Source organism: Sphingobium amiense, from assembly GCF_003967075.1.
In the GTDB taxonomy this organism is placed as follows: Bacteria; Pseudomonadota; Alphaproteobacteria; order Sphingomonadales; family Sphingomonadaceae; genus Sphingobium; species Sphingobium amiense.
In genome coordinates this window covers 2,357,048-2,378,300 of sequence record NZ_AP018664.1, presented here as the reverse complement: position 1 = coordinate 2,378,300, position 21,253 = coordinate 2,357,048, and the positions used below count along the sequence as shown (strand labels likewise).

General features: G+C 67.4%; 21 protein-coding genes. 14 read left to right on the top strand and 7 right to left on the bottom strand.

The annotated features are described in order from the left end of the window. Nucleotides 1-17 precede the first annotated feature (17 nt). The 8 genes from SAMIE_RS11430 to SAMIE_RS11395 all read left to right on the top strand — a co-directional run bounded on the left by SAMIE_RS11430 (nucleotide 18) and on the right by SAMIE_RS11395 (nucleotide 7,308). On the top strand, nucleotides 18-1,073 hold the full coding sequence (locus tag SAMIE_RS11430; RefSeq protein WP_066699242.1) for an efflux RND transporter periplasmic adaptor subunit: 1,056 nt from the start codon (nucleotides 18-20) through the stop codon (nucleotides 1,071-1,073). Nucleotides 1,074-1,077: 4 nt separating this feature from the next. Beyond that, nucleotides 1,078-4,182: an efflux RND transporter permease subunit gene (locus SAMIE_RS11425; RefSeq protein ID WP_066699244.1), complete on the top strand. Its 3,105-nt coding sequence runs from the start codon at nucleotides 1,078-1,080 to the stop codon at nucleotides 4,180-4,182. A 23-nt stretch (nucleotides 4,183-4,205) separates the two neighbouring features. Next, entirely contained in the window at nucleotides 4,206-4,754 is a 549-nt protein-coding gene (locus tag SAMIE_RS11420; protein ID WP_066699298.1) for a TspO/MBR family protein, read from the top strand. A 39-nt stretch (nucleotides 4,755-4,793) separates the two neighbouring features. Continuing rightward, nucleotides 4,794-5,093, top strand: a complete 300-nt coding sequence (locus SAMIE_RS11415) for an accessory factor UbiK family protein (protein ID WP_066699245.1) — start codon at nucleotides 4,794-4,796, stop codon at nucleotides 5,091-5,093. Nucleotides 5,094-5,134: 41 nt separating this feature from the next. After that, nucleotides 5,135-5,641 carry a type III secretion system chaperone family protein gene (locus SAMIE_RS11410; RefSeq protein WP_066699248.1) on the top strand — a complete coding sequence of 169 codons (507 nt, stop codon included), beginning with the start codon at nucleotides 5,135-5,137 and terminating at the stop codon, nucleotides 5,639-5,641. A gap of 5 nt (nucleotides 5,642-5,646) precedes the next feature. Beyond that, on the top strand, nucleotides 5,647-6,459 hold the full coding sequence (locus tag SAMIE_RS11405; protein ID WP_066699250.1) for a pyrroline-5-carboxylate reductase family protein: 813 nt from the start codon (nucleotides 5,647-5,649) through the stop codon (nucleotides 6,457-6,459). A gap of 12 nt (nucleotides 6,460-6,471) precedes the next feature. Further along, nucleotides 6,472-6,975, top strand: coding sequence for an asparaginase domain-containing protein (locus SAMIE_RS11400; RefSeq protein ID WP_066699252.1), 504 nt, complete (start codon nucleotides 6,472-6,474; stop codon nucleotides 6,973-6,975). A 90-nt stretch (nucleotides 6,976-7,065) separates the two neighbouring features. Next, on the top strand, nucleotides 7,066-7,308 hold the full coding sequence (locus SAMIE_RS11395) for a hypothetical protein (RefSeq protein ID WP_066699254.1): 243 nt from the start codon (nucleotides 7,066-7,068) through the stop codon (nucleotides 7,306-7,308). Between the two features lie 93 nt (nucleotides 7,309-7,401). Here SAMIE_RS11395 and SAMIE_RS11390 read toward each other — a convergent pair whose 3' ends face one another. The 4 genes from SAMIE_RS11390 to SAMIE_RS11375 form a co-directional block, all read right to left on the bottom strand. Further along, the gene (locus SAMIE_RS11390) at nucleotides 7,402-7,929 is read right to left on the bottom strand and encodes a CarD family transcriptional regulator (protein WP_066699256.1); all 528 of its coding nucleotides are present in this window, start codon (nucleotides 7,927-7,929) and stop codon (nucleotides 7,402-7,404) included. A gap of 232 nt (nucleotides 7,930-8,161) precedes the next feature. Beyond that, complete coding sequence (gene fdxA, locus SAMIE_RS11385) at nucleotides 8,162-8,500, bottom strand: ferredoxin FdxA (RefSeq protein ID WP_066699260.1); 339 nt, start codon at nucleotides 8,498-8,500, stop codon at nucleotides 8,162-8,164. Nucleotides 8,501-8,727: 227 nt separating this feature from the next. Then, complete coding sequence (locus SAMIE_RS11380; RefSeq protein WP_066699262.1) at nucleotides 8,728-9,021, bottom strand: RNA-binding S4 domain-containing protein; 294 nt, start codon at nucleotides 9,019-9,021, stop codon at nucleotides 8,728-8,730. Next, complete coding sequence (locus SAMIE_RS11375; protein ID WP_174522210.1) at nucleotides 9,014-11,728, bottom strand: helicase-related protein; 2,715 nt, start codon at nucleotides 11,726-11,728, stop codon at nucleotides 9,014-9,016. The genes SAMIE_RS11380 and SAMIE_RS11375 overlap by 8 nt, the downstream gene beginning before the upstream one ends. 244 nt (nucleotides 11,729-11,972) lie before the next feature. Between SAMIE_RS11375 and SAMIE_RS11370 the strand changes: the two genes are divergently transcribed. Then, complete coding sequence (locus tag SAMIE_RS11370) at nucleotides 11,973-13,505, top strand: M23 family metallopeptidase (protein WP_066699263.1); 1,533 nt, start codon at nucleotides 11,973-11,975, stop codon at nucleotides 13,503-13,505. 9 nt (nucleotides 13,506-13,514) lie between these two features. Next, nucleotides 13,515-14,366, top strand: coding sequence for a nucleotidyltransferase family protein (locus tag SAMIE_RS11365; protein ID WP_083952438.1), 852 nt, complete (start codon nucleotides 13,515-13,517; stop codon nucleotides 14,364-14,366). A 61-nt stretch (nucleotides 14,367-14,427) separates the two neighbouring features. Here SAMIE_RS11365 and rnhA read toward each other — a convergent pair whose 3' ends face one another. From rnhA to ispH, 3 genes are read right to left on the bottom strand one after another with little or no spacing between them, the layout of a single operon-like run. After that, on the bottom strand, nucleotides 14,428-14,874 hold the full coding sequence (rnhA, locus tag SAMIE_RS11360) for a ribonuclease HI (RefSeq protein ID WP_066699265.1): 447 nt from the start codon (nucleotides 14,872-14,874) through the stop codon (nucleotides 14,428-14,430). Continuing rightward, complete coding sequence (gene thrB, locus SAMIE_RS11355) at nucleotides 14,871-15,848, bottom strand: homoserine kinase (RefSeq protein ID WP_066699268.1); 978 nt, start codon at nucleotides 15,846-15,848, stop codon at nucleotides 14,871-14,873. The genes rnhA and thrB overlap by 4 nt, the downstream gene beginning before the upstream one ends. A 3-nt stretch (nucleotides 15,849-15,851) precedes the next feature. After that, on the bottom strand, nucleotides 15,852-16,811 hold the full coding sequence (gene ispH / locus SAMIE_RS11350; protein WP_066699271.1) for a 4-hydroxy-3-methylbut-2-enyl diphosphate reductase: 960 nt from the start codon (nucleotides 16,809-16,811) through the stop codon (nucleotides 15,852-15,854). Nucleotides 16,812-16,968: 157 nt separating this feature from the next. Here ispH and SAMIE_RS11345 point away from each other — a divergent pair, with 157 nt between their 5' ends. The 4 genes from SAMIE_RS11345 (at nucleotide 16,969) to nagZ (ending at nucleotide 21,236) form a co-directional block, all read left to right on the top strand. Further along, entirely contained in the window at nucleotides 16,969-17,577 is a 609-nt protein-coding gene (locus tag SAMIE_RS11345; protein ID WP_066699302.1) for a hypothetical protein, read from the top strand. A 118-nt stretch (nucleotides 17,578-17,695) separates the two neighbouring features. After that, nucleotides 17,696-19,423 (top strand): arginine--tRNA ligase, encoded by a 1,728-nt coding sequence (gene argS, locus SAMIE_RS11340; protein ID WP_066699276.1) that lies wholly within the window; start codon nucleotides 17,696-17,698, stop codon nucleotides 19,421-19,423. A gap of 23 nt (nucleotides 19,424-19,446) precedes the next feature. Further along, complete coding sequence (locus SAMIE_RS11335) at nucleotides 19,447-20,169, top strand: SPOR domain-containing protein (RefSeq protein WP_066699278.1); 723 nt, start codon at nucleotides 19,447-19,449, stop codon at nucleotides 20,167-20,169. 53 nt (nucleotides 20,170-20,222) lie between these two features. Beyond that, on the top strand, nucleotides 20,223-21,236 hold the full coding sequence (gene nagZ, locus SAMIE_RS11330; protein ID WP_066699280.1) for a beta-N-acetylhexosaminidase: 1,014 nt from the start codon (nucleotides 20,223-20,225) through the stop codon (nucleotides 21,234-21,236). The last annotated feature ends 17 nt before the right edge of the window (nucleotides 21,237-21,253 follow it).

Sequence of the window (21,253 nt, the reverse complement as noted above, 5' to 3'; positions counted from 1 at the left end):
CCCGATAGCCCACCACGATGCGCCCGTTTCCGCTTCTTCTCGCCGCCTGTTCGCTCGCCCTCAGCCTGTCCGCCTGCGGCGGCAAGAAGGAACAGAAGCCGCGCGCGGTCCCGCTGGTGGAAGCGACAGCCATTTCCCGCACGAGCTTCACCGACGATCTGGAGGCGGTCGGCACCGCGCTCGCCAATGAACAGGTTGTGCTGTCCGCACCCGTCACCGAACGGATCGAGGCGCTGAACTTCGCCGATGGCGGCTATGTGCGGCAGGGGCAGGTGGTCGCGCGCATGTCGGTGGCGCAGGAACAGGCCGAACTCGCCGCCGCGCAGGCGCAGGCGAAGCAGGCGCAGCAGCAGCTCGACCGGATACAGGCGCTGAAAGCGCGCGGCTTCGCCACCGCCGCCTCGCTCGACCAGCAGCTTGCGATCGCCAACGCGGCGAAGGCGTCCGCCGACCAGTCCCGCGCCGCCATCGCCGACCGCGTCGTGCGCGCGCCATTCTCCGGCTTCGTCAGCCTGCGCACCATATCGGCGGGCGCGATCATCCCGGCGGGGACGGCGATCGCGACGGTCAGCGACATTTCGCGCATCAAGCTCGACTTCACCGTGCCCGAAACGCGCCTGTCGACAATCCGCGAAGGGATGCCGATCAAGGCGGTGTCGGCGGCGTGGCCCGGCCAGCCGTTCAACGGCACCATCGCCACCATCGACCCGGTGATCGACCCTGCCACCCGAGCCGTGCGCGTCCGCGCGATCCTGCCCAATCCGGGCCGCCGCCTGAAGCCCGGCATGCTGCTGACCGTCAGCGTTCTGTCTCGCCAGCGCCAGTCGCTTGCTGTGCCCGAACTGTCGGTCGTGGGCGATGGCGAGGACCGCTTCGTCTTCGTGCTGGAAGGCCGCACCGCCAAACGGGTCAAGGTCGATACCGGCGTCCGCCAGAACGGTCTCGTCGAAATCACCGGCGGGCTTGCGGCGGGCCAGAAGGTCGTGACCGAAGGCGTCGTCAAACTTACGGACGGCGCGACCGTTCGCCTCGCCGGAGACAAGGCCGCGCCGGGCGCCGGCAAGGCGGGCTAGGCCGATGCAGCTTTCCGACCTTTCCGTCCGCCGCCCGGTCTTCGCCGCCGTCGTCGCCGTGCTGCTCTGCATCGTGGGCATCGTCGGCTATATGAGCCTGTCGGTGCGCGAATATCCCGACACCGATCCGCCCATCGTCTCGGTCGAGACGACCTACACCGGCGCAGCCGCATCGGTGGTGGAAAGCCGTATCACCCAGTTGATCGAGGATGCCGTCGCGGGGGTGCAGGGGATCGAAACGATCACCTCCACCTCGCAGGACGGCACGTCGAACATCAACATTGAATTCAATCCCTCCCGCGACATCGACACCGCCGCCAACGATGTGCGCGACCGGGTGGGATCGGTGGTGGAGGACTTGCCCGAAGACGCGCTCGCGCCTGAAATCCGCAAAGTGGATTCGGACGCCCGCGCGATCCTGTTTCTCGCTTTCTCGCGCCCCGGCTGGTTGCCCCTGCAGATCAGCGATTATCTCGACCGCAATGTCGTCGACCGCTTCGCCGCCATCGACGGCGTCGCGCGCGTCAATATCGGCGGCGAAGCGCGCCCGTCCACGCGCGTCTGGTTCGACGCGGCCAGGCTGGCGGCGTTCGGACTGACCCCGGCCGATGTCGAAAACGCGCTGCGCCAGCAGAATGTCGAGCTGCCCGCCGGGCGCTTCGAATCGCGGGACCAGAACCAGACGCTGCGCGTCGAGCGCCCCTTCGCCACGCCTGACGAGTTCGCCAATCTCGTCGTCGGACGCGGCGCGGACGGTTATCAGGTGAAGCTGGGCGATGTCGCGCGGATCGAAAAAGGGGCGGAAAATCCCTATAGCAGCTTCCGCTCCAATCAGGGGACGGCCATCGGCATCGGCATCATCCGCCAGTCCGGCGCGAACACGCTGGACGTGGCGCAGCGCGCCAAGGCGCTGATCGAGGAGATGAAGCCCAGCCTGCCGCAGGGGATGCGGGTCGCCATCGGCACCGACGAATCGCTCTTCATCGAACGCGCGATCGAGAATGTGTATGACACGCTGATCGAGGCGGCGCTGCTCGTCATCCTCGTCATCTTCCTGTTTCTGGGATCGGTCCGCGCGACGCTGATCCCGGCGGTGACGGTGCCGATCTGCCTGCTCGCGACCTGCGCGGTGATGTGGCTGCTGGGGCTGTCGATCAACCTGCTGACGCTGCTCGCCTTCGTGCTCGCCATCGGCCTTGTGGTCGACGACGCCATCGTCGTGCTCGAAAATGTCTATCACCGGGTCGAGCAGGGCGACGATCCGCTGGTCGCCGCTTACCTCGGATCGCGGCAGGTGGGCTTTGCGATCATCTCCACCACGCTGGTCGTATGCGCGGTGTTCGTGCCGGTCATGTTCCTTGCCGGGCAGACCGGGCTTCTGTTCCGCGAGCTTGCCATCGCGATGATCGCGGCCATCGGCTTTTCGGGTTTCATTTCGCTCAGCCTCGCGCCGATGCTCTGCTCCAAGCTGCTCAAGACCGCAGAGCGCGGGCGGCTGGCGCGCTGGGTGGACGCGCGGTTTCAGCGGCTGGAGAGCGGTTATGCCCGCTGGCTCAACCATGTGCTGCGCAGGCCGCTGCTGCCGCTGGCCGGCGTGGCGCTGTTTCTGGCGCTCGCGGCGTTCCTCTTCACCCGCCTGCCGAGCGAGCTTGCGCCTGCCGAAGACACCGGCGTGGTCGAGGCGCAACTCTCCGCGCCCGAAGGCACCGGCTTTGCCCGGATGATGCAGTATATGAAGAAGGTGGAGGACGACCTTGCCTTCCTGCGCAAGGACGGGACGCTCCAGAATCTTGTCATCCGCACGCCCTCCGGCTTCGGCACGACCGACGATTTCAACGGCGGCAACGTCATCGCCTTCCTCCGCCCGTGGGAGGACCGCACGATCAAGACGTCCGAAGTCGCCGCCATCATCAACAGGGTGATCGCCGACCAGCCCGGCATACGCGGCAACGCAGCGCCGCGGTCGGGCCTCGGGCGCGGGCGGGGCTTGCCGGTCAACATCGTGCTCGCCGGCGCGACCTATGAAGGCCTGATCGCCGCGCGGGACCGTATCCTCTCCGCCGCCGCAGACTATCCCGGCCTCATCAACGTCGACAGCGATTACAAGGAAACCAAGCCGCAGATGCGGATCGAAACCGATCTCGCCCGCGCGGGCGACCTCGGCGTTTCCGTGAATGATGTCAGTCAGGCGCTGCAGAGCCTGCTCGGGTCGCGGCGCGTGGGCACCTATGTCGACCGGGGCGAGGAATATCGTGTCGTCGTGCAGGCGGAGGATCAGGGCCGCCGCACCCTCGCCGATCTCGAACGCATCAACGTGCGCAGCCGCAGCGGCGCGCTCATTCCGCTCTCTTCGCTGGTCACGGTGCGCGAGGTGGCGGGGCCGCGCCAGCTCAACCGCTACAACAAGCTGCGCGCCATCACGCTGACCGCCGCACTGGCGCCCGGCACCTCGCTCGGCGAAGCGCTCACCTTCCTTGAGGATCAGGCGCGCCAGTCGCCCGAAGTGCTCGCCATCGGCTATCGCGGCGAAAGCCAGTCGCTGCGCGAAACGGGCGGGTCGATCTGGCTGGTCTTCGGCCTCACCATCCTCATCGTCTATCTGCTGCTCGCCGCCCAGTTCGAGAGTTTCATCCACCCCGGCGTCATCATCGCCACGGTGCCGCTGGCGGTGGCGGGCGGCGCTCTGGGGCTGGCGCTGACCGGCGGGTCGATCAACCTCTACAGCCAGATCGGCATCGTCATGCTGGTCGGCCTCGCCGCCAAGAACGGCATCCTCATCGTCGAATTCGCCAACCAGCTCCGCGACGAGGGGATGGAGGTTGCGCAGGCGATCCGCGAGGCGGCGCAGCGCCGCCTGCGCCCGATCCTCATGACATCCATCGCGACGGTGATCGGTGCGGTGCCGCTCGTCCTGCGGGGCGGTGCGGGGGCGGCGGCGCGCAACTCCATCGGCGTCGTCGTGGTCTTCGGCGTCAGCCTCGCGACGCTCATCACCCTCTTCCTCATCCCGATCTTCTATTCACGCGTTGCCAAGCGCACGGTTTCTCCGCAAACCGTCAGTCGCAAGCTGGATGGGGCATTGCAGGATTCGCCCGATCCGGCGGAGTGACATTGCGGGGAGTGTTGCCGTCGATGAATGAGATCGCGTCGCAGGGCCAGTTGCGCCTCGCCTATCTGCGCTGGGCGCTGGTTACGGTGCCCGCCATCCTGTTTCTGGGTTTCCTTTCCGGCCGGATGGCCAACAGCGGCTATGGCAATCGCTGGTTCGACGCGCTGGAAAAGCCCGCGCTGATGCCGCCGGGCTGGCTGTTCGGTGTTGCATGGACGATCCTTTACATCCTCATGGGCCTCGCCTTCGCCATCGTCCTTCATGCGCGCGGGGCGAAGGGGCGGGGGGCGGCGATTGCGCTGTTCTTCCTGCAGCTCGCGATGAACCTCGCCTGGTCGCCGCTCTTCTTTCGTGCGCATCAGGTGGACGGCGCGCTGCTGCTGATCGTCGCGCTGTTCGCGGTGGTGGCGCTCACCGCAGCTTTGTTCTGGCGCATCCGCCGCGTCGCGGGCCTGCTGTTGCTGCCCTATCTCGGCTGGCTGGCCTTCGCTTCATTCCTCAACTATGAGATCGGCCGGTTGAATCCCGACGCCGATACCCTTGTCGCTCCGGCGCTCAAGACCCAATTATAGACGAGTGGGCGTGCCTGCCCGCGCAATGAGGATAGTGCAATGCAGAGCGAGAACCGCTTTTTCGACGATCTGGCCAAGCTGGTGAACGGGGCCGCCGGAACCGTGGCGGGGATGACGCGCGAGTTCGAATCCAACGCGCGCGAACGGGCGAAGGAATGGATCGGCGGCATGGAATTTGTGTCGCGCGAGGAGTTCGATGCGGTCAAGGCCATGGCGGCGGCGGCGCGTGAGGAAGTCGAACTGCTCAAAGCCCGGCTCGACGCGTTGGAAGGCAAGGCGGGCGAACCGCTCCGGAAGAGCGTGAAGCCATCGGCGCCCAAGGCGGGCAACGCGGAGTGATCCATCTGTCTTTTCGTCCGCTTGGGTGATAAGGCCCGGCGATGATGGACAGTGACGAATATGAACAGGGTAGCCATGAAGCGGCGCCCATCGACATGCTCGCCGCCTTTTTCGAGGCGCATGGCTGGAGTTTCGATCAGGTTGGCGATGACGAGATCGTCGCCAACACGCAGGGTTCATGGGCGCAATATGAACTGCGCGGCATCTGGCGCGACGAGGATCAGGTGCTTCAGCTCCTCGCTCTTCCCGACATCCGGGTGACGGAGGAAAAGCGCGCCACCATCTACGAGACGCTGGGCCTCATCAACGAGCAGCTCTGGATCGGCCATTTCGAACTCTGGTCGTCGAGCGGCATCATCCTGTTCCGCCACGGCGCGCTGGTGGGCGCGGGCGGCACGCTGACGCTCGATCAGGCGCAGTTGCTGGTCGAAACCGCAATCGACGAGTGCGAGCGTTTCTACCCTGTCTTCCAGTTCGTGCTGTGGGGCGGAAAGTCGCCGTCCGAAGCGATTTCCGCCAGCCTGATCGAAACGCGCGGCGAGGCCTGAGCGGCATGGACAGGCTCTGGCCCGGCCATCTTTTCATGGTCGGATGCGGCAATATGGCGGGGCAGATGCTGGCGCGCTGGCTCGACTGCGGTCTCGATCCGTCGCGGGTGACGGTGCTGCGGCCCAGTGGACGGGCGGTGGCGGAGGGTGTCGCCGTCCTCACCGACTATCCCGAAAAGCTGGAGCCGGGAACGACCGTGCTGCTCGGCATGAAGCCCTATCAACTGGCGGATGTCGCCGCGCGGCTCGCGCCGCTCTGCCGCGCCGACACCGCTATCCTCTCGATCCTCGCTGGCACGCCGCTGGCAAGCCTGCGTGCGCAATTCCCAGCGCCGCAGAGCATCGTGCGGGCGATGCCGAACCTGCCTGTGGGCTTGGGGGAGGGCGTCACCGCGCTCTTCACCGATGAGGCCACGCCGCCGGAGAGCCGCGCGCAGGCCGGGGCGCTGATCGAACCGCTCGGTCTGGCGGAGTGGATCGGCGACGAAGCGCTCTTCAACGCGATCACCGCGCTGTCGGGCTGCGGCCCGGCTTTCCTGTTCCGTTTCGTCGACGCGCTGGCGCGGGCGGGGGAGGCCATCGGCATTCCCGTCGATCAGGCCGCGCGCATGGCGCTCGCCACGGTACAGGGTTCCGCGAACATGGCCGCGCGTGCCAGGGTCAGTCCGGCGACGCTCGCCGATCAGGTCGCCTCGCCCGGCGGCATGACGCGCGAAGGTCTCAATGTGCTCGACGCCGACGAGCGGCTGCTGACGCTCCTCACCGATACGCTGGCGGCTGCCCGCGACCGGGGCGAGGCGATGGCGCGCGGCGCGTAAAAGGACCGATCCATGCTTTCTCCCGATGCGCCCATCCTGCTGCTCACCACTGGCGGGACCATCGACAAAATCTATTTCGACGCGCTGTCCGATTATCAGGTCGGCGAAACCGTGGTGGCTAGGCTGCTGGAGATCGCGCGGGTCAAACGCCCCTTCCGGATCGAGGAAGTGACGCGCAAGGACAGCCTTGAACTGGATGATGCCGACCGCGCGCTGATTTACGCCCGCGTCGCCGCCGCGCCTGAAAGCCATGTCGTCATTACCCATGGCACCGATACGATGACGGAGACGGCGAAGCATCTCGCCGCCATCCCCGGCAAGACCATCGTGCTGGTCGGCGCGCTCGCCCCGGCGCGTTTCGGGGAGAGCGACGCGAGTTTCAACCTCGGCATGGCGTTCGCGGCCGCGCAGGTCGCGAAGCCGGGCGTCTATATCACCATGAGCGGATCGGTCTTCCGCGCCGACCGGGTGGTCAAGGATCGCGAAAAAGGCGCGTTCGTGCCCAGGGCGGACTGACCGCTCCGTCCTCCGTCAACTCCGCCGGAACATTGCGCACCCGTTACGCATTGTTGCGGGCGGGGTGCATGACGAGGAGGAGAGTTTCCCATGGCCGAGTATGAAGAGCGTCCCGCCACGACCACGACCGTGATCGAAAAGCGCAGCGGTGGCGGCATGACCTTCGCCATTCTGTTGCTGGTGGTGGTTGTCGCGGTGGCGGCCTTTTTCCTGATTTCCAGCCAGACCAACAAGGACAACGCGGTGTCGAGCGCCGCGACCCAGGTCGGTCAGGCCGCAAGCGATGTGGGCGATGCCGCCAAGGATGCGGCGAGCAGCGCCAACGGCGAGTAGCGCCAGACCGAGTTTTGCCGCTGTCGGGCAAAAAGAAAGGGCGCCCCGGTCGGACCGGAGCGCCCTTTCTTACATGGCGCGAAGGGGGAAGGCTCAGCCTTCCAGCTTGGCGTATTTCGGTGCGGCTTCGTTGAGAATGCGCAGGATTTTCTTGAGCGCGCTCGGCTCGTCCGTCTCTTCCATCGCGGCCAGTTCGCGCGCGAGGCGGCTGGACGCCGCTTCGAAGATTTGGCGTTCGGAATAGCTCTGCTCGGGCTGGTCGTCGGCGCGGAACAGGTCGCGGGTCACTTCGGCAATCGACACGAGGTCGCCCGAATTGATCTTCGCTTCATATTCCTGCGCGCGGCGCGACCACATGGTGCGCTTGACCTTGGGCTTGCCCTTGAGCGTTTCCATGGCCTCTTCCAGCGTCTTGTTGCTGGACAGCTTGCGCATGCCCACGCCCTCGGCCTTGTTGGTCGGCACGCGCAGCGTCATGCGTTCCTTTTCGAAGCGGAGCACATACAGCTCCAGCTCCATGCCCGCGATCTGCTCCTTTTGCAGTTCGATCACACGGCCAACGCCATGCTTGGGGTAAACGACATAATCACCAACGTCAAAGGACAGCGCCTTGGCAGCCATTTGATACCTTTCCAATTTGACCGGGGGAACGGGACGAACGCGGGGCATGAGCGTGTAGGGACATGCCGGGAGGTCCACGGCGCCGCCGTCAAGACATGAAGTTCATTCTCCAGGGCGGGACAGGGGGATGTCCAGCCGTCGCTGACCGCTTTAGCAGATTCGTAACAAAATTACCACCCCCGGACACAAAGTCTGGGGGTGGGGCCGGATCGAAAGCGCTAGAAGCGGGAAATCAGTTGCCCGAACCCGGCTCCGGCGAGAAGAACTGCTCCAGCTTGTTCTCGACCCCGTTCATGGCCTCGGCATCGGCGGGCGCTTCGCCCTTCACCGTGATATTGGGCCATTCGGCACTGAATTTGGTGTTCAGTTCCAGCCATTTTTCAAGGCCGTTCTCGGTATCGGGCAGGATCGCTTCGGCAGGGCATTCGGGTTCGCACACGCCGCAGTCGATGCATTCATTGGGGTTGATGACCAGCATATTCTCGCCCTCGTAGAAGCAGTCCACGGGGCAGACTTCCACGCAATCCATGAATTTGCAGCGGATGCAGTTGTCGGTGACGACATAGGTCATGGGCTGGGCACTCTTGGTTCTACGGTCAAATCGCGGCCCTGCTATGCGCGCGGGCGATGAAGGTCAATGAGGATATTATTGGCCCCGGCACAGGGGCGGTTTTCGCGCCGCCGCCCCCTTAGCTTCGCATATTTCCCGCAAGTTTTGACATTTTGTTGCGCCGCCCCGGTCCTATCGGAAAGTCGCAGGCCGATTGTAGCGCCCCCCGCCCGCTGTAGGCGACGCCCTCAGCCGCCGACCGTCAGTTCCTCATAGCAGGCCAGCGCTTCGGGGGCGGGACCGCGCCGGGAAGGGAGGGTGACGACGCGCACGACGCGGACGCCGCTGGGGTGCGGGAAGGTGATGAGGTCGCCTGCGCGCACCGGCGCATGGGCGCGGTCGATGCGGCGGCCGTTCAACCGGATATGCCCGTCCTCCGCGAGCGCCTGCGCCACCGAGCGGCTTTTCGACAGGCGCGCGAACCACAGGAACTTGTCGATGCGAAGGCTGGGGCCATGCCCCACCGCCGCCGCGTCAGCCATTGCGGCCCAGCAGCTCGGCGAGGCCCGCAAAGGCGTTGTTAGCAGGCGCGGGCGTGCTGCCCGACGATGCGGGACGCGGGCCACGGTCGCGCGGCGGACGGCGGTCGCCTTCGCCCTTGGCTTCGGGACGCGCGGCGCGGGGCTTGCCGCCATGGGGCTGACGGTCAGGGCGCGGTTTCTGGCGGCCACGGAAGGCCCAGTTCGCGCCGACAGGGGCCGGCTCAGGGGCTGCGGCCTCGACGGGTTCCGCGCCTTCGACCGCTTCGGCGGGTTCGGCGACCGGGGCGGGGGCGGGCGCAACCGGCTCGACGGGGCGGAAGCCCGCCAGCCGCATCAGCGTCAGGAACGCGGGTTCATTAAGGCCCAGCGACACGATCTGCGGGCTGGTCGCCATGAAAGGCTCGTTCTTCGCGATGGCTTCATGCGCGGCGCGGGCCATGCGTTCGGCCATGTCGATACGCAGCATCTGGTCGCCAAAGCCGCGAAAGCCCGCGACCCGCGCGCCCATCTGCGCAGGCCGCTCGCCCGCGGGGATCAGCGTCAGGCCGGGGCCGGGCAGCGGCAGGCAGGGCTTCGCAATCCGCGCCGCCAGCAGCGCCGAGCGCCAGCGCGCCGCGCCGGGCTTGAGGAGGCCGGGATGATAGATGTCGAGCACGCCGATATCTATGCCCGCCTTGCGCAGCAGATGCCGCTGGTCCTTGTCGAGATGGGCAAGTGCGGCGTCGAGGTCGATGCGCGCGATGATGCCGCCCGCATCGGCAAGCTGGGCGAAGACCGCGCGCACCACCGGCGGCACAGCGGGATCGGCGGCGCTCTCGCTCATCTTGACGAGGGGGAGGAGATGCTTCTGCTTCTGCGCGTCGAACCATGTCGCGAGGCGGGCGACGACCTGCTTCTGCACATCCTGCCCGAGCGCCAGCAGCGCGCGGTCGGGGCGGATTTCGGGCGACAGCAAAGTCGGCCCGGCCAGCAGCGTCGCGACCGGCGTGTCGCCCCACGCGATGCCCGGCGCCTGCCCCGCCTCGTCCGTCAGCGCGAAATCCGCGTCGGGAGTCGCAACCAGTTCTTCAGCCTTCACGCGCAACACCTTTCCAAGCCGGCGGTCGGCCGCCGCCAGCAACAATTTGCGATCGGCAAGCCGCGTAGCGGGATCGACCGAGAATCGGAAGCCGTCAAGTCGCCCGATTGTCTCGCCATCGACGCAGACTGTCCCGTCCGGCTCCACCGTGACCGGCAGATCGCTCGCATTCTGGCCGATGTCGCGCAGCAGGACGGAGGTGCGCCGGTCCACGAAACGCTGCGTCAGCGCGGCGTGGAGCGCATCGGACAGCTTTTCTTCAAGGGCGCGGGTGCGCTCCGCCATTTCGGCGGGATGGGCGAGCCAGTCGGCGCGGTGGGCGATATAGGCCCATGTCCGCGCGGCGGCGATGCGGCCCGAAATCGTGTCGATGTCCCCCTGAACCGAATCGAGTCGCGCCACCTGTCCCGCAAACCAGTCGCGCGGAATGTGGCCCGATTCTTCGGACAGGAAGCGCCAGATGCTGCTGACCAGACGGGCGTGATGGTCCGCGCCGAGCTTCTGGAAATCGGGCAGGCTGGCTGCCGCCCAGAGCCGCGCCACCTGACGCTGGCCGCGCGCGCGTTCGATCACCAGCGGATCGTCGGCGAGGCGCTTGAGCACGGCGAGGTCCACCGCCTCCGGCGCGGCGCGCAGTTCGGGGCGGCCGGGCTTTTCCTCCAGATCGGCGATCAGGTGGGCGATGCTGTCGGTGCGGGGCGTGCCGTCGCGCCAGAAAAGCTGGTCGATGGGCGGGAAGCGATGCGCCTCTATCGCCTCGATCTCCTCAGGCGTGAACGCGGCGTCGCCATCTTCATGACCGAGGCTGCCGAAGGTGCCGTCCTTGTGATGCCGCCCCGCGCGGCCCGCGATCTGCGCCATTTCGCTGACCGTGAGGCGGCGGGTGCGCCGTCCGTCGAATTTGCGCAGCGAGGCGAAGGCGACATGCGCGACATCGAGGTTGAGGCCCATGCCGATGGCGTCGGTCGCGACCAGATAGTCGACCTCGCCATTGAGGAACATCTGCACCTGCGCGTTGCGGGTGCGGGGGGAGAGCGCGCCCATCACCACCGCCGCCCCGCCCCGGAAGCGGCGCAGCATTTCGGCGACGGCGTAAACTTCCTCGGCGGAGAAGGCGACGATGGCGGATCGCTTGGGCAGGCGGGACAGCTTCTTCGCGCCCGCGTAGGAAAGAGTGGAAAAGCGCGGGCGGCCGATGATCTCCACGTCCGGGACCAGCGCCTTCACCACGCGGGCGACGCTGGCGGAACCGAGGATCATCGTTTCCTCCCGCCCGCGCGCGCGCAGGATGCGGTCGGTGAAGATATGGCCCCGCTCCGGGTCCGCGCCCAGTTGCGCCTCGTCCAGCGCGACGAAGGCGAAGTCGCGGTCGAGCGTCATGGATTCGGCGGTGCAGAGGAAATATTGCGCCTGCCGCGGCACGATCTTTTCCTCGCCGGTGACGAGCGCCACCTTGTCCGCGCCCTTGATCGCCACCACCCGGTCATAGACCTCGCGCGCCAGCAGCCGCAGCGGAAAGCCCATCATGCCGCTGGAATGGGCGCACATGCGCTCAACCGCGAGGTGGGTCTTGCCGGTGTTGGTCGGTCCCAGGACCGCAGTGACAGGGGAGCGGGCGAACTGGGCCATGGTCGTCCCTATGTCGGGCACGCCCGGCGGATCGGCAAGGGGAATAACGGGTTCCCTGTCCGTCAGGCAGATGATCGGGGGAAGGCCACGCTTCGTCGCGGGGAGGAGGGGCGCGGCGACCTCTTTATTTGACATTAACCCTATGGCTTCACAACGGTGCCGCCCACGCATGGCGCGGGGGACGTTGCCGGGCGGCTCAACCCCCGGGGGGAATGCGGGTTTGTTTCAGGATCGTTCGTTCGGAATGCAGCAGGGCGGCGCCACGGCGTCGCTATGGGCGGCCGAAGTCCTGCGCGCGCCGAAGCCGCCGCAGGACTGGCGCGCGCGGCTGCGCGAATGGGCGGACGAAGTCGAACTGGTCCCCGACCTTGGCCAGCGGATCGGCAGCCGGACATGGTTTCGCGGCCTTGCCACCTGCTTTGGCCTGTGCGCCACCGCTCTCTATCTCTCCCCCGGTTTCCAGCCGGTGCCCGGCGCGCCCGGCCCGGTCCTCTCCGACGCGCAGTATGACGAGGTACGCAGCCAGATGATTACGCCGCTGGCGCTGGGTGCGGACAGCGGGCGGCATATGGGATCGACCGACGCGGTGCAGCCGCTGCGCGCGACGCCCGAACGCCCGCAGATCGAACTCAGCGCGCAGGTGGGGAGCAGCGACACGCTGGCCCGCGCCCTGTCGCGCGCAGGCGTGAGCGGCGGGGACGTCGCAACCGTCATGAGCATGGTGGGCGGCGACATCGGCGCGGGCGTGAAGCCCGGCACCCGGCTCGACATCGTCCTTGGCCGCCGCGCCAGCCGCGACCGGCCCCGGCCGCTCGACAAACTCTCCTTCCGCGCGCGGCTCGACCTCGACGTGGAAATGGCGCGGGACGGGGGCGTGCTTTCCGTCCGCCGCGTTCCGATCCGTGTCGACAGCACGCCGCTGCGCATTCAGGGCGTGGTCGGCGACAGCATCTATCGCTCGGCCCGCGCGGCGGGCGCGCCGCCCAAGGCGGTGCAGGCCTTCCTGCGCGTCATTGCGGGGCAGGCGGACCTTGGCGCGATCGGCGCGGGGGACCGTTACGACATCGTTACGGAATATCGCCGCGCCGAAACCGGCGACGTGGAAGTCGGCGAGCTCCTCTACGCGGGCCTCAAGCGCGCGCGGGGCAAGTCCATCGACATGCTCAAATGGACCAAGGATGGCCGCACCGAATGGTTCGAGGCGTCGGGCGTCGGCGAACGGCGCGGCGTCCTGTCCTCCCCGGTCGCGGGGCATATGTCTTCGGGCTTCGGGATGCGGCGGCACCCGATCCTTGGCTATACGCGGATGCACGCGGGCATCGACTTTGCGGCGCGCTACGGATCGCCCATCTATGCCGTGACCGATGGCGTCGTCGCCTTTGCCGGGCGGCATGGCGGGCATGGCAATTATGTGCGGCTCCAGCACGGTGGCGGGCTTGCGACCGGCTATGCGCATATGAGCCGGATCGCGGCGGTGCCGGGTCAGCGCGTGCGGCGGGGTCAGGTGATCGGCTATGTGGGATCGACCGGCCTGTCGACCGGGCCGCACCTCCACTACGAACTCTATCGCAACGGCGTGACGGTCAATCCGCTGTCGGTGCGCTTCACCACCACGGCGCAGCTTGCCGGGGCGGAACTCGCGGCGTTCCGCGCGAAGTTGGCACAATATCAGGGGCTGCGCGTGGGGCTGCACGACAGTTTTGCGCAGGCGTCCGCCGCTCCGCCCGCGCCGACCGGGGAAACAAGCCGCTTGGCGGGGCTGCGCCACCTGCGCTAACGGGCGGGGATGACCGCCTCCGTCACTGCCATCCTGCTCGCGGGCGCGCGCCCGACGCCCGATCCTATCGCGGTGGCGGCAGGCGTGGCGGTCAAGCCGCTCGCGCCGGTCGCGGGGCGGCCGATGATCGACTATCCCGCGCGCGCGCTGCTCGATCATCCGGCGGTGGCGCGGCTCATCATCCTCACCCAGCGGCCCGACCTCTACGCTGCCGATCCTGCGACCGCATGGCTCGCCGCCGACCCGCGCGTGCGGTTCGAGGCGGGCGGGCAGGGCATCGCATCGTCGCTGCTGGCGCTGATGGAGGGGGAGGGCGTTGGCTATCCGCTGCTGGTGACGACCGCCGATCATGTGCTGCTCGACCGCGCGATGCTCGACCAGTTCGTCGGCGAGGCGGACGGCGCTGACATTGCCGTCGCGCTGGTGGAGCGGCGCACTCTGCTGGCGCGCTACCCGCAGTCGCGGCGGACGTGGCTGAAATTCCGCGACGGCTGGTGGTCGGGCGCGAATCTCTTCTGGTTCGGCAGCGAGCGGGCGAAGCGGGTCATCGCGCTGTGGCAGCAGGTCGAGCAGGACCGCAAGAAGGGGTGGAAGATCCTCGCCGCCTTCGGCCCGCTGGCGCTGATCGGCGCGGCGCTGCGCATCCTGACGCTGCGCGGCGGGATCGCGCGGGTGGGGCGCAGGTTCGGCCTCGACGCGCGGCTGGTGGCGATGGAGAAGGCCGAAGCCTGCATCGACGCCGACAAGGTTGAGGACGTGGCGCTGATCGAGGCGATCTTGGGGAATGCGCTACACCGAAATTCCTCCCCTGTAAGGGGAGGGGGACCACGAAGTGGTGGAGGGGTGGCCCCCTCCCGATAACTGGATACCCCTCCGTCACGCGCTTCGCGCGCGCCACCTCCCCTTGAAGGGGAGGACCTGCCTACTTTCGGAAGCTCTCCGCCGCTGCGCAGGCGAGTGCGTCGGCGCGTTCGTTTTCGGGGTGGCCCGCATGGCCCTTCACCCATTGCCATGTCACCTGATGGCGGGCAGTGGCCTTTACCAGTTCCTGCCACAGTTCGGCATTCTTGACCGGCTTTCTGTCCGCCGTCCTCCAGCCATTTTTCTGCCAGCCGAAAACCCATCTGGTGATGCCGTCCATCACATATTTGCTGTCGGTATAGAGCGTCACCCGGCACGGTTTCTTGAGGCTGTTCAGCGCCTCGACCGCCGCCATCATCTCCATGCGGTTGTTGGTGGTCTGCGCCTCGCCGCCGGAAATGTCCTTCTCCTTCGCGCCGAAGCGCAGCACCGCGCCCCAGCCGCCCGGACCCGGATTGCCCTTGCATGCGCCATCGGTGAAAATTTCGACTTGCGGCAGGTCGCTCATGCGCCGAGCAGGCCCGTCGGATCGGCCTTCGCATAGAAGTCGAGGCGCCGGAGGTAAGCGAGCGGGTCTTTGCGCGTCACCAGCGCGTCGGCGGGCGTGTTGATCCAGTCATAGGCGCGCGTCAGCAGGAAGCGCAGAGCCGCGCCCCGGCACAGGATCGGGAAGACGGTGCGCTCCGCGTCGGTCAGGCCGTGCGCTTGCCCATAGCCCGCGCCCAGCGCTGCCGCGCGATCCGCGAAGAAGGCGCCGCCGTCATGGCTGAACGTCCATGCGCTGTGCGTGACGGCAAGGTCGTAGGCGCGGATGTCGGTGCAACTGAAATAGAAGTCGATGAGGCCCGTCACCCGGTCCCCCAGCATCAGCACATTGTCGGGGAAGAGGTCGGCGTGGATCACCGAACGCGGCAGATCGGCGGGCCAGTGCGCGTCGAGGAAAGCGAGTTCCTCTGCCACCCGCGCGCCAAGGCCCGGCGCGATGCTGTCGAAATCGTCGCCGCATTTCGCCGCCAGATCGTGCCAGCCCGCGATGTCGAGCGCGTTGCGCCGCTCTCCGTCGAAGCCCTGCGCCGCCCGGTGCAGCTCGCCCAGCGCCGCGCCCGCCGCTTTCGCCTGCGCCGGGGTCGGTTCGGTCACGCTGATGCCGGTCAGAAACTCGATGAGGCAGGCGGGGCGGCCGCCAAGCTGTTGCAGCCGCTGCCCGCTTGTGTCGGCGATGAAGCGCGGGACGAGGCAGCCGCGCGCGCCCAGATGGTCGAGCAGGTCCATGAAGAAGGGCAGGTCCGCTTGATCCACCCGCTTTTCGTAGAGCGTCAGGATGTAGCGATGACCCTTTCCGTCCGCGCCGGTGGTTTCGAGCAGATAATTGCTGTTCTCGACCCCCTCCGCGATGCCCTTGGCCGATACCAGCCGTCCGGCGTTGTAGCGGGTGAGGAATGCGTCGATCTCTTCGGCGGGAACATGGGTGTAGACCGCCATGGATCAGGCCGCCTCCAGCCCGCGCGGCAGCTTAAAAGCGATGCTTTCGCGTGCGGTTTCGACCTGTTCCTCGGTCACGTCGAAGCGGGCGGCGATGGCGTCAACCACTTCGCGCACCAGCACTTCGGGCGCGGATGCGCCTGCGGTGAGGCCCAGCGTCGCTACGTCGCCGATCCAGTCGAAGTCGATCTCATCGGCGCGCTGGATCAGGCGCGCGCGCGTTCCTTCGCGCTCGGCCACTTCGACGAGGCGCAGCGAATTGGAGCTGTTGGGCGCGCCGATCACATAAAGCGCCTCGCACCGCGCGGCGATGGCCTTGACCGCGGTCTGGCGGTTGGAAGTCGCATAGCAGATGTCCTCGCCCTTGGGCGCGGCGATGGTGGGAAAGCGGCGCTCCAGCGTGGCGACGATGGCGGCGGTGTCGTCCACCGACAGGGTGGTCTGGGTCAGGAAGGCGAGGTTGTCGGGATCGGCGGGCGCGAAGGCTTCGGCGTCCTCGACCGTCTCGATCAGCGTCATCGTGCCTTCGGGCACCTGACCGAAGGTGCCGATGACCTCAGGATGCGCCTTGTGCCCGATGAAGAGGATATGGCGGCCCGCATCGACCTGCCGCTCGGCCTGGCGGTGGACCTTGCTGACGAGCGGGCAGGTGGCGTCGAGATAGTCGAGGCCGCGCTGCTCCGCTTTCGTGGGCACCGCCTTGGGCACGCCATGGGCGGAAAAGACCACCGGCACGCCATCGGGCACCTGATCCAGTTCCTCGACGAAGATCGCGCCTTTGGCCTTCAGGCTGTCCACCACATATTTGTTATGGACGATTTCGTGCCGGACATAGACGGGCGCCCCATATTTCTCGATCGCCTTTTCCACGATGATGATGGCGCGGTCGACCCCGGCGCAAAAGCCGCGCGGCGCGGCGATCAGCAGGGTCAGGGGGCGGCGGGCGGCGGGCGCGTCTGTCATGCTCCGCCGCTTAGGCGAATGTGCCGCGCGAAGAAAGAGCCTTGAGGTTGCGCGGGGGGCGGGGGATGGATAAGGAAGCGCAAAGCTGGCCGCCCCGACGGCCGCGCCTGTTAAGGATAGTCTGCCCGTGAAGATTGCACCCGTCGCCACGACCGCCATGCTCGCCCTCGCTCTGGCGGGCTGTTCGCGGCGCGGCGAGATCGACGCGACGGGCGGCGTGGTCGCGGTGCGCTCCGCCTGCCCGAGCGCGGCGATCCCGGCTGGGACGGGCGACGTCACCCTGTTCAACCCGGCAAACAGCACCGACGCGTCCGCCATCGACGTGGTGGCGAACATCACCGACCTGCGCTCCACCTGCTCGGACGGAGCGCAATTCTATACCGAAGCGACCTTCACCGTGAACGCGCGCCGCACCGACGCCAGCGTCGCGCGGCAGGTGACGCTGCCTTATTATTCCGCCGTGGTGCAGGCGGGCACCAATGTGATCGCCAAGCGGGTGGGGCAGGTGACGCTCAATTTCGCGCCCGGCGCCTATCGCGCCAGCGCGCAGGCGAAGGCGGGTTCCTATGTCGACAAGGCCGCCGCCACGCTGCCCGCCGACGTGCAGGCCAAGATCACGCAGAAGCGCAAGGCGGGCGATGCCGACGCCGCCATCGACCCCTTCGCCCAGCCGGACGTGAAGGCCGCGCTCCAGCGCACCAGTTTCGAGCTGCTCGTCGGGTTCAACCTGACGCAGGACCAGCTCCGATATAATGCGACCCGCTAAGGCTTAGTCCCATTCCACCGTTCGGGCTGAGCTTGTCGAAGCCCTGCCCTTCTTGAAAGAAAAGAGCAGCCCTTCGACAGGCTCAGGGCGAACGGAACTTGCAGGAAAGTTTCGTCCCTTGTCCCTTTACACCCGTTTCACCGCCCATCTCGACGCCGTGCTCGACGCGCTGGAGGCCGAGGGCGCGCTGCCCGCAGGCCTGAACCGCAAGCCCGTGACGGTGGAGCCGCCGCGCGACCCGAGCCATGGCGACCTTGCCACCAACGCCGCGATGGTGCTGGCGAAGCCTGCGGGCACCAATCCGCGCGCGCTGGCTGAAGCGATTGTCGCCAAAGTGCAGGCTCTCGACGAGGTGGAGAGCGCCGCCATCGCCGGGCCGGGCTTCATCAACCTGACGCTCAATGACGCGGTATGGCGCGAGGAGCTGGCGGCGATCCATGCCGATGCGGACGATTATGGCCGCTCGACTGTGGGGCACGGGGTGACGGTCAACGTCGAATATGTCTCCGCCAACCCGACCGGCCCCATGCATATGGGCCATTGCCGGGGCGCGGTGGTGGGCGACGCGCTCGCGACGCTGCTCGAATATGCCGGGCACAGGGTGATCCGCGAATATTATATCAACGACGCGGGCGGTCAGGTCGATGTGCTCGCCCGCTCGGCGCATCTGCGCTACCGCGAGGCACTGGGCGAGGATGTCGGCGAGATCCCCGAAGGACTTTATCCCGGCGACTATCTGGTCCCGGTGGGGGAGGCTCTGGCCGCCGAACATGGCGACCGTTTCGCAAGCGCGCCGGAGAGCGAATGGCTCGTCCTCTTCCGCACCTTCGCCGTCGCGAAGATGATGGACATGATCCGCAACGATCTGGCGCTGCTGGGCATTCATCACGACATTTTCTCGTCCGAGGCGGAATTGCAGGCGGCGGGCAAGCCGGGCGAGGCCGAAGCCTGGCTGCGCGCGCACGACCTTGTCTATGACGGGACGCTCGAAGCGCCCAAGGGCGAGCTGCCCGACGACTGGGAACCGGTGGAGCTGCCGCTGTTCCGCTCGACGAAGTTCGGCGACGATCAGGATCGGCCGATCAAGAAGTCGAACGGCGCATGGACCTATTTCGGCGCGGACATGGCCTATCATTTCCAGAAGGCGCAGACCGCCGACCAGTTGATCGACATATGGGGCGCGGACCATGCCGGGACGGTGAAGCGCATCCAGGCCGCCGTCGCCGCGCTGACCGAAGGGCGCGCGCGCTTCGACGTGAAGCTGATCCAGATGGTCCGCCTGCTGCGCGACGGCGAGCCGGTCAAGATGTCCAAGCGCGCGGGCAATTTCGTGACGCTGGCCGATGTCGTCCGCGAAGTGGGCAAGGATGTCGTCCGCTTCACCATGCTGACGCGCAAGGCCGATGCGCAGATGGACTTCGATTTCGCCAAGGTGGTCGAAGCGTCGAAGGACAATCCCGTCTTCTACGTCCAATATGCCCATGCGCGCATTTCCTCGCTCGGGCGGCGGGCGGAGGAGGCGGGGATCGTCCTGCCGGATGCCGACCTGTCCCTTCTTGGGACGGCGGAACTTGCCCTCGTCAAACTGGCCGCGCAGTTCCCCCGTGTGGTGGATGGCGCGGCGCAGGGGCGGGAGCCGCACCGGATCGCCTTCTATCTCAATGACTTGGCTTCCTCTTTCCACGGCTGGTGGAACATGGGCAACGACGATCCGCGCGCGCGCGTCATTTTGGCCGACGATCCGTCACTCACCGCAACCCGTCTTTTCCTCGCGAGGGGAATCGGGCAGATTATCCGCAACGGGCTGGCCCTTATGGGCGTGGCCGCTCTCACGGAAATGGGCTGAGGCAAACAGGCGGAAGGACTGGCATGGGCGATTATGCGCGGGGAAGACTGGATCTGGACGACGATGACAGGCTGCCCTGGCTGGAGCCGGCATTCGACGAGGTCGAGGATGAAGGCATCTCCCCGCTCAAGCTGCTGGGCTTCATCCTGCTGGGCCTTGCCATCGTCGGCGCGGTCGTGGCGGGCGTGTGGTGGGTGCAGAACCGCTCCGGCGGCGGCGGTGCGGGCGAAGGCCAACTGATCGCCGCGCCCGCAGGCGACTATAAGGTCGCGGCAAACGAGGCGGATGCAAAGAAGTTCGACGGCGAGGGCGACGCCAGCTACGCCGCGAGCGAAGGCGTCGTGCGCGACGGGCGCATCGACCCCAGCCGCGTGCCCGAAGCCCCCATCGCCAAGACCGCGCCCGCGCCGGTCGCGAGCCGCCCCGCCGCACCCGCCCGCCCCTCGCAAAGTGTGACGGCGAAAGTGGAGGACGAAACCCGCGCCCCCGCAACCGCGGCAGCGCCCAAGGCCGCGCGCAGCGGCACGATCCAGCTTGGCGCCTATGGCAACGCGGCGCTGGCCAAGGACGCATGGGGCAAGCTGTCGAAGCGATTCGCCTATCTCGCCCCGCTCGCCATGACGGTCGAGCCGGTGGAGATCGGCGGCAGCACCCTCTATCGCCTCCGCGCGGCGGCGGGCGGGCAGGCGAGCCTTGTCTGCGGCAAGCTCAAGGTCGCGGGGGAAAGCTGCCTCGTGGTGAGCTGACGGGCGCATAAAGCCCTTCGACACGGGGGCGGCCAGCCGCTACCATCTCCCTCATGAAGCCTGTCATCTTTGGCCTGTCCGGTCCCGTTCTCACGCCCGACGAACGCGCTTTCTTCGCGCAGGCGCAGCCGGCGGGCTATATTCTCTTCAAGCGAAACTGCGTCGACCGCGACCAGATGCGGGCGCTGACCGACGATCTGCGCAGCCTGCACGGACGCGACGACCTGCTCATCATGATCGACCAGGAAGGCGGGCGGGTCGCGCGGATGCAGCCGCCGGTATGGCCGGCCTTTCCTGCGGGCGCGGCGTTCGACCGGCTCTATGAGCGCGCGCCGTCGAGCGCCATCGCCGCCGCCAGAGCCAATGCCCGCGCCATCGCGCTGATGCTCGCGGACGTGGGCGTCACGGTCGATGCGCTGCCGCTGCTCGACGTGCGGCAGGAGGGCGCGAGCGACATCATGGGCGACCGGACGCTGGGCGCGGAGCCGATGCGCGTCGCCGCGCTGGGCCGCGCGACGCTGGAAGGACTGGCGGAGGGCGGCGTCGTCGGCATCGTCAAGCATATGCCCGGCCATGGCCGCGCCATGGTCGACAGCCATCATGAACTGCCCGTGGTAGACGCGGACCTCAACGCGCTGGAAACCGACCTTGCGCCCTTCCGCACGCTGCGATCCGCGCCGATGGCGATGACCGCGCATGTCGTCTATACCGAATGGGATGCGGACCGCCCGGCGAGCCTTTCGCCGACGATCATCGGTGAGATCATCCGTGCGTCGATCGGCTTTGACGGGCTGCTGATGTCCGACGATCTCGACATGCAGGCTTTGCAGGGCAGCATCCCGGATCGGGCGGCCGGGGTGATCGCGGCGGGATGCGACATCGCGCTCAACTGCTGGGGGCGGATGGACGACATGGCGGGCATCGCCGAACGCCTGCCCGACATCACCGACGCCGCCCGCGACCGGCTGGACCGGGCGATGGCGTCGGTGACGCGCGGCGGAGACCAGCCGCCGATGGAGGAACTGATCGCGACGCGCGACACTCTGCTGGGACTGGTGGCGGCTTGAGGGCGGACCCCGTCTCA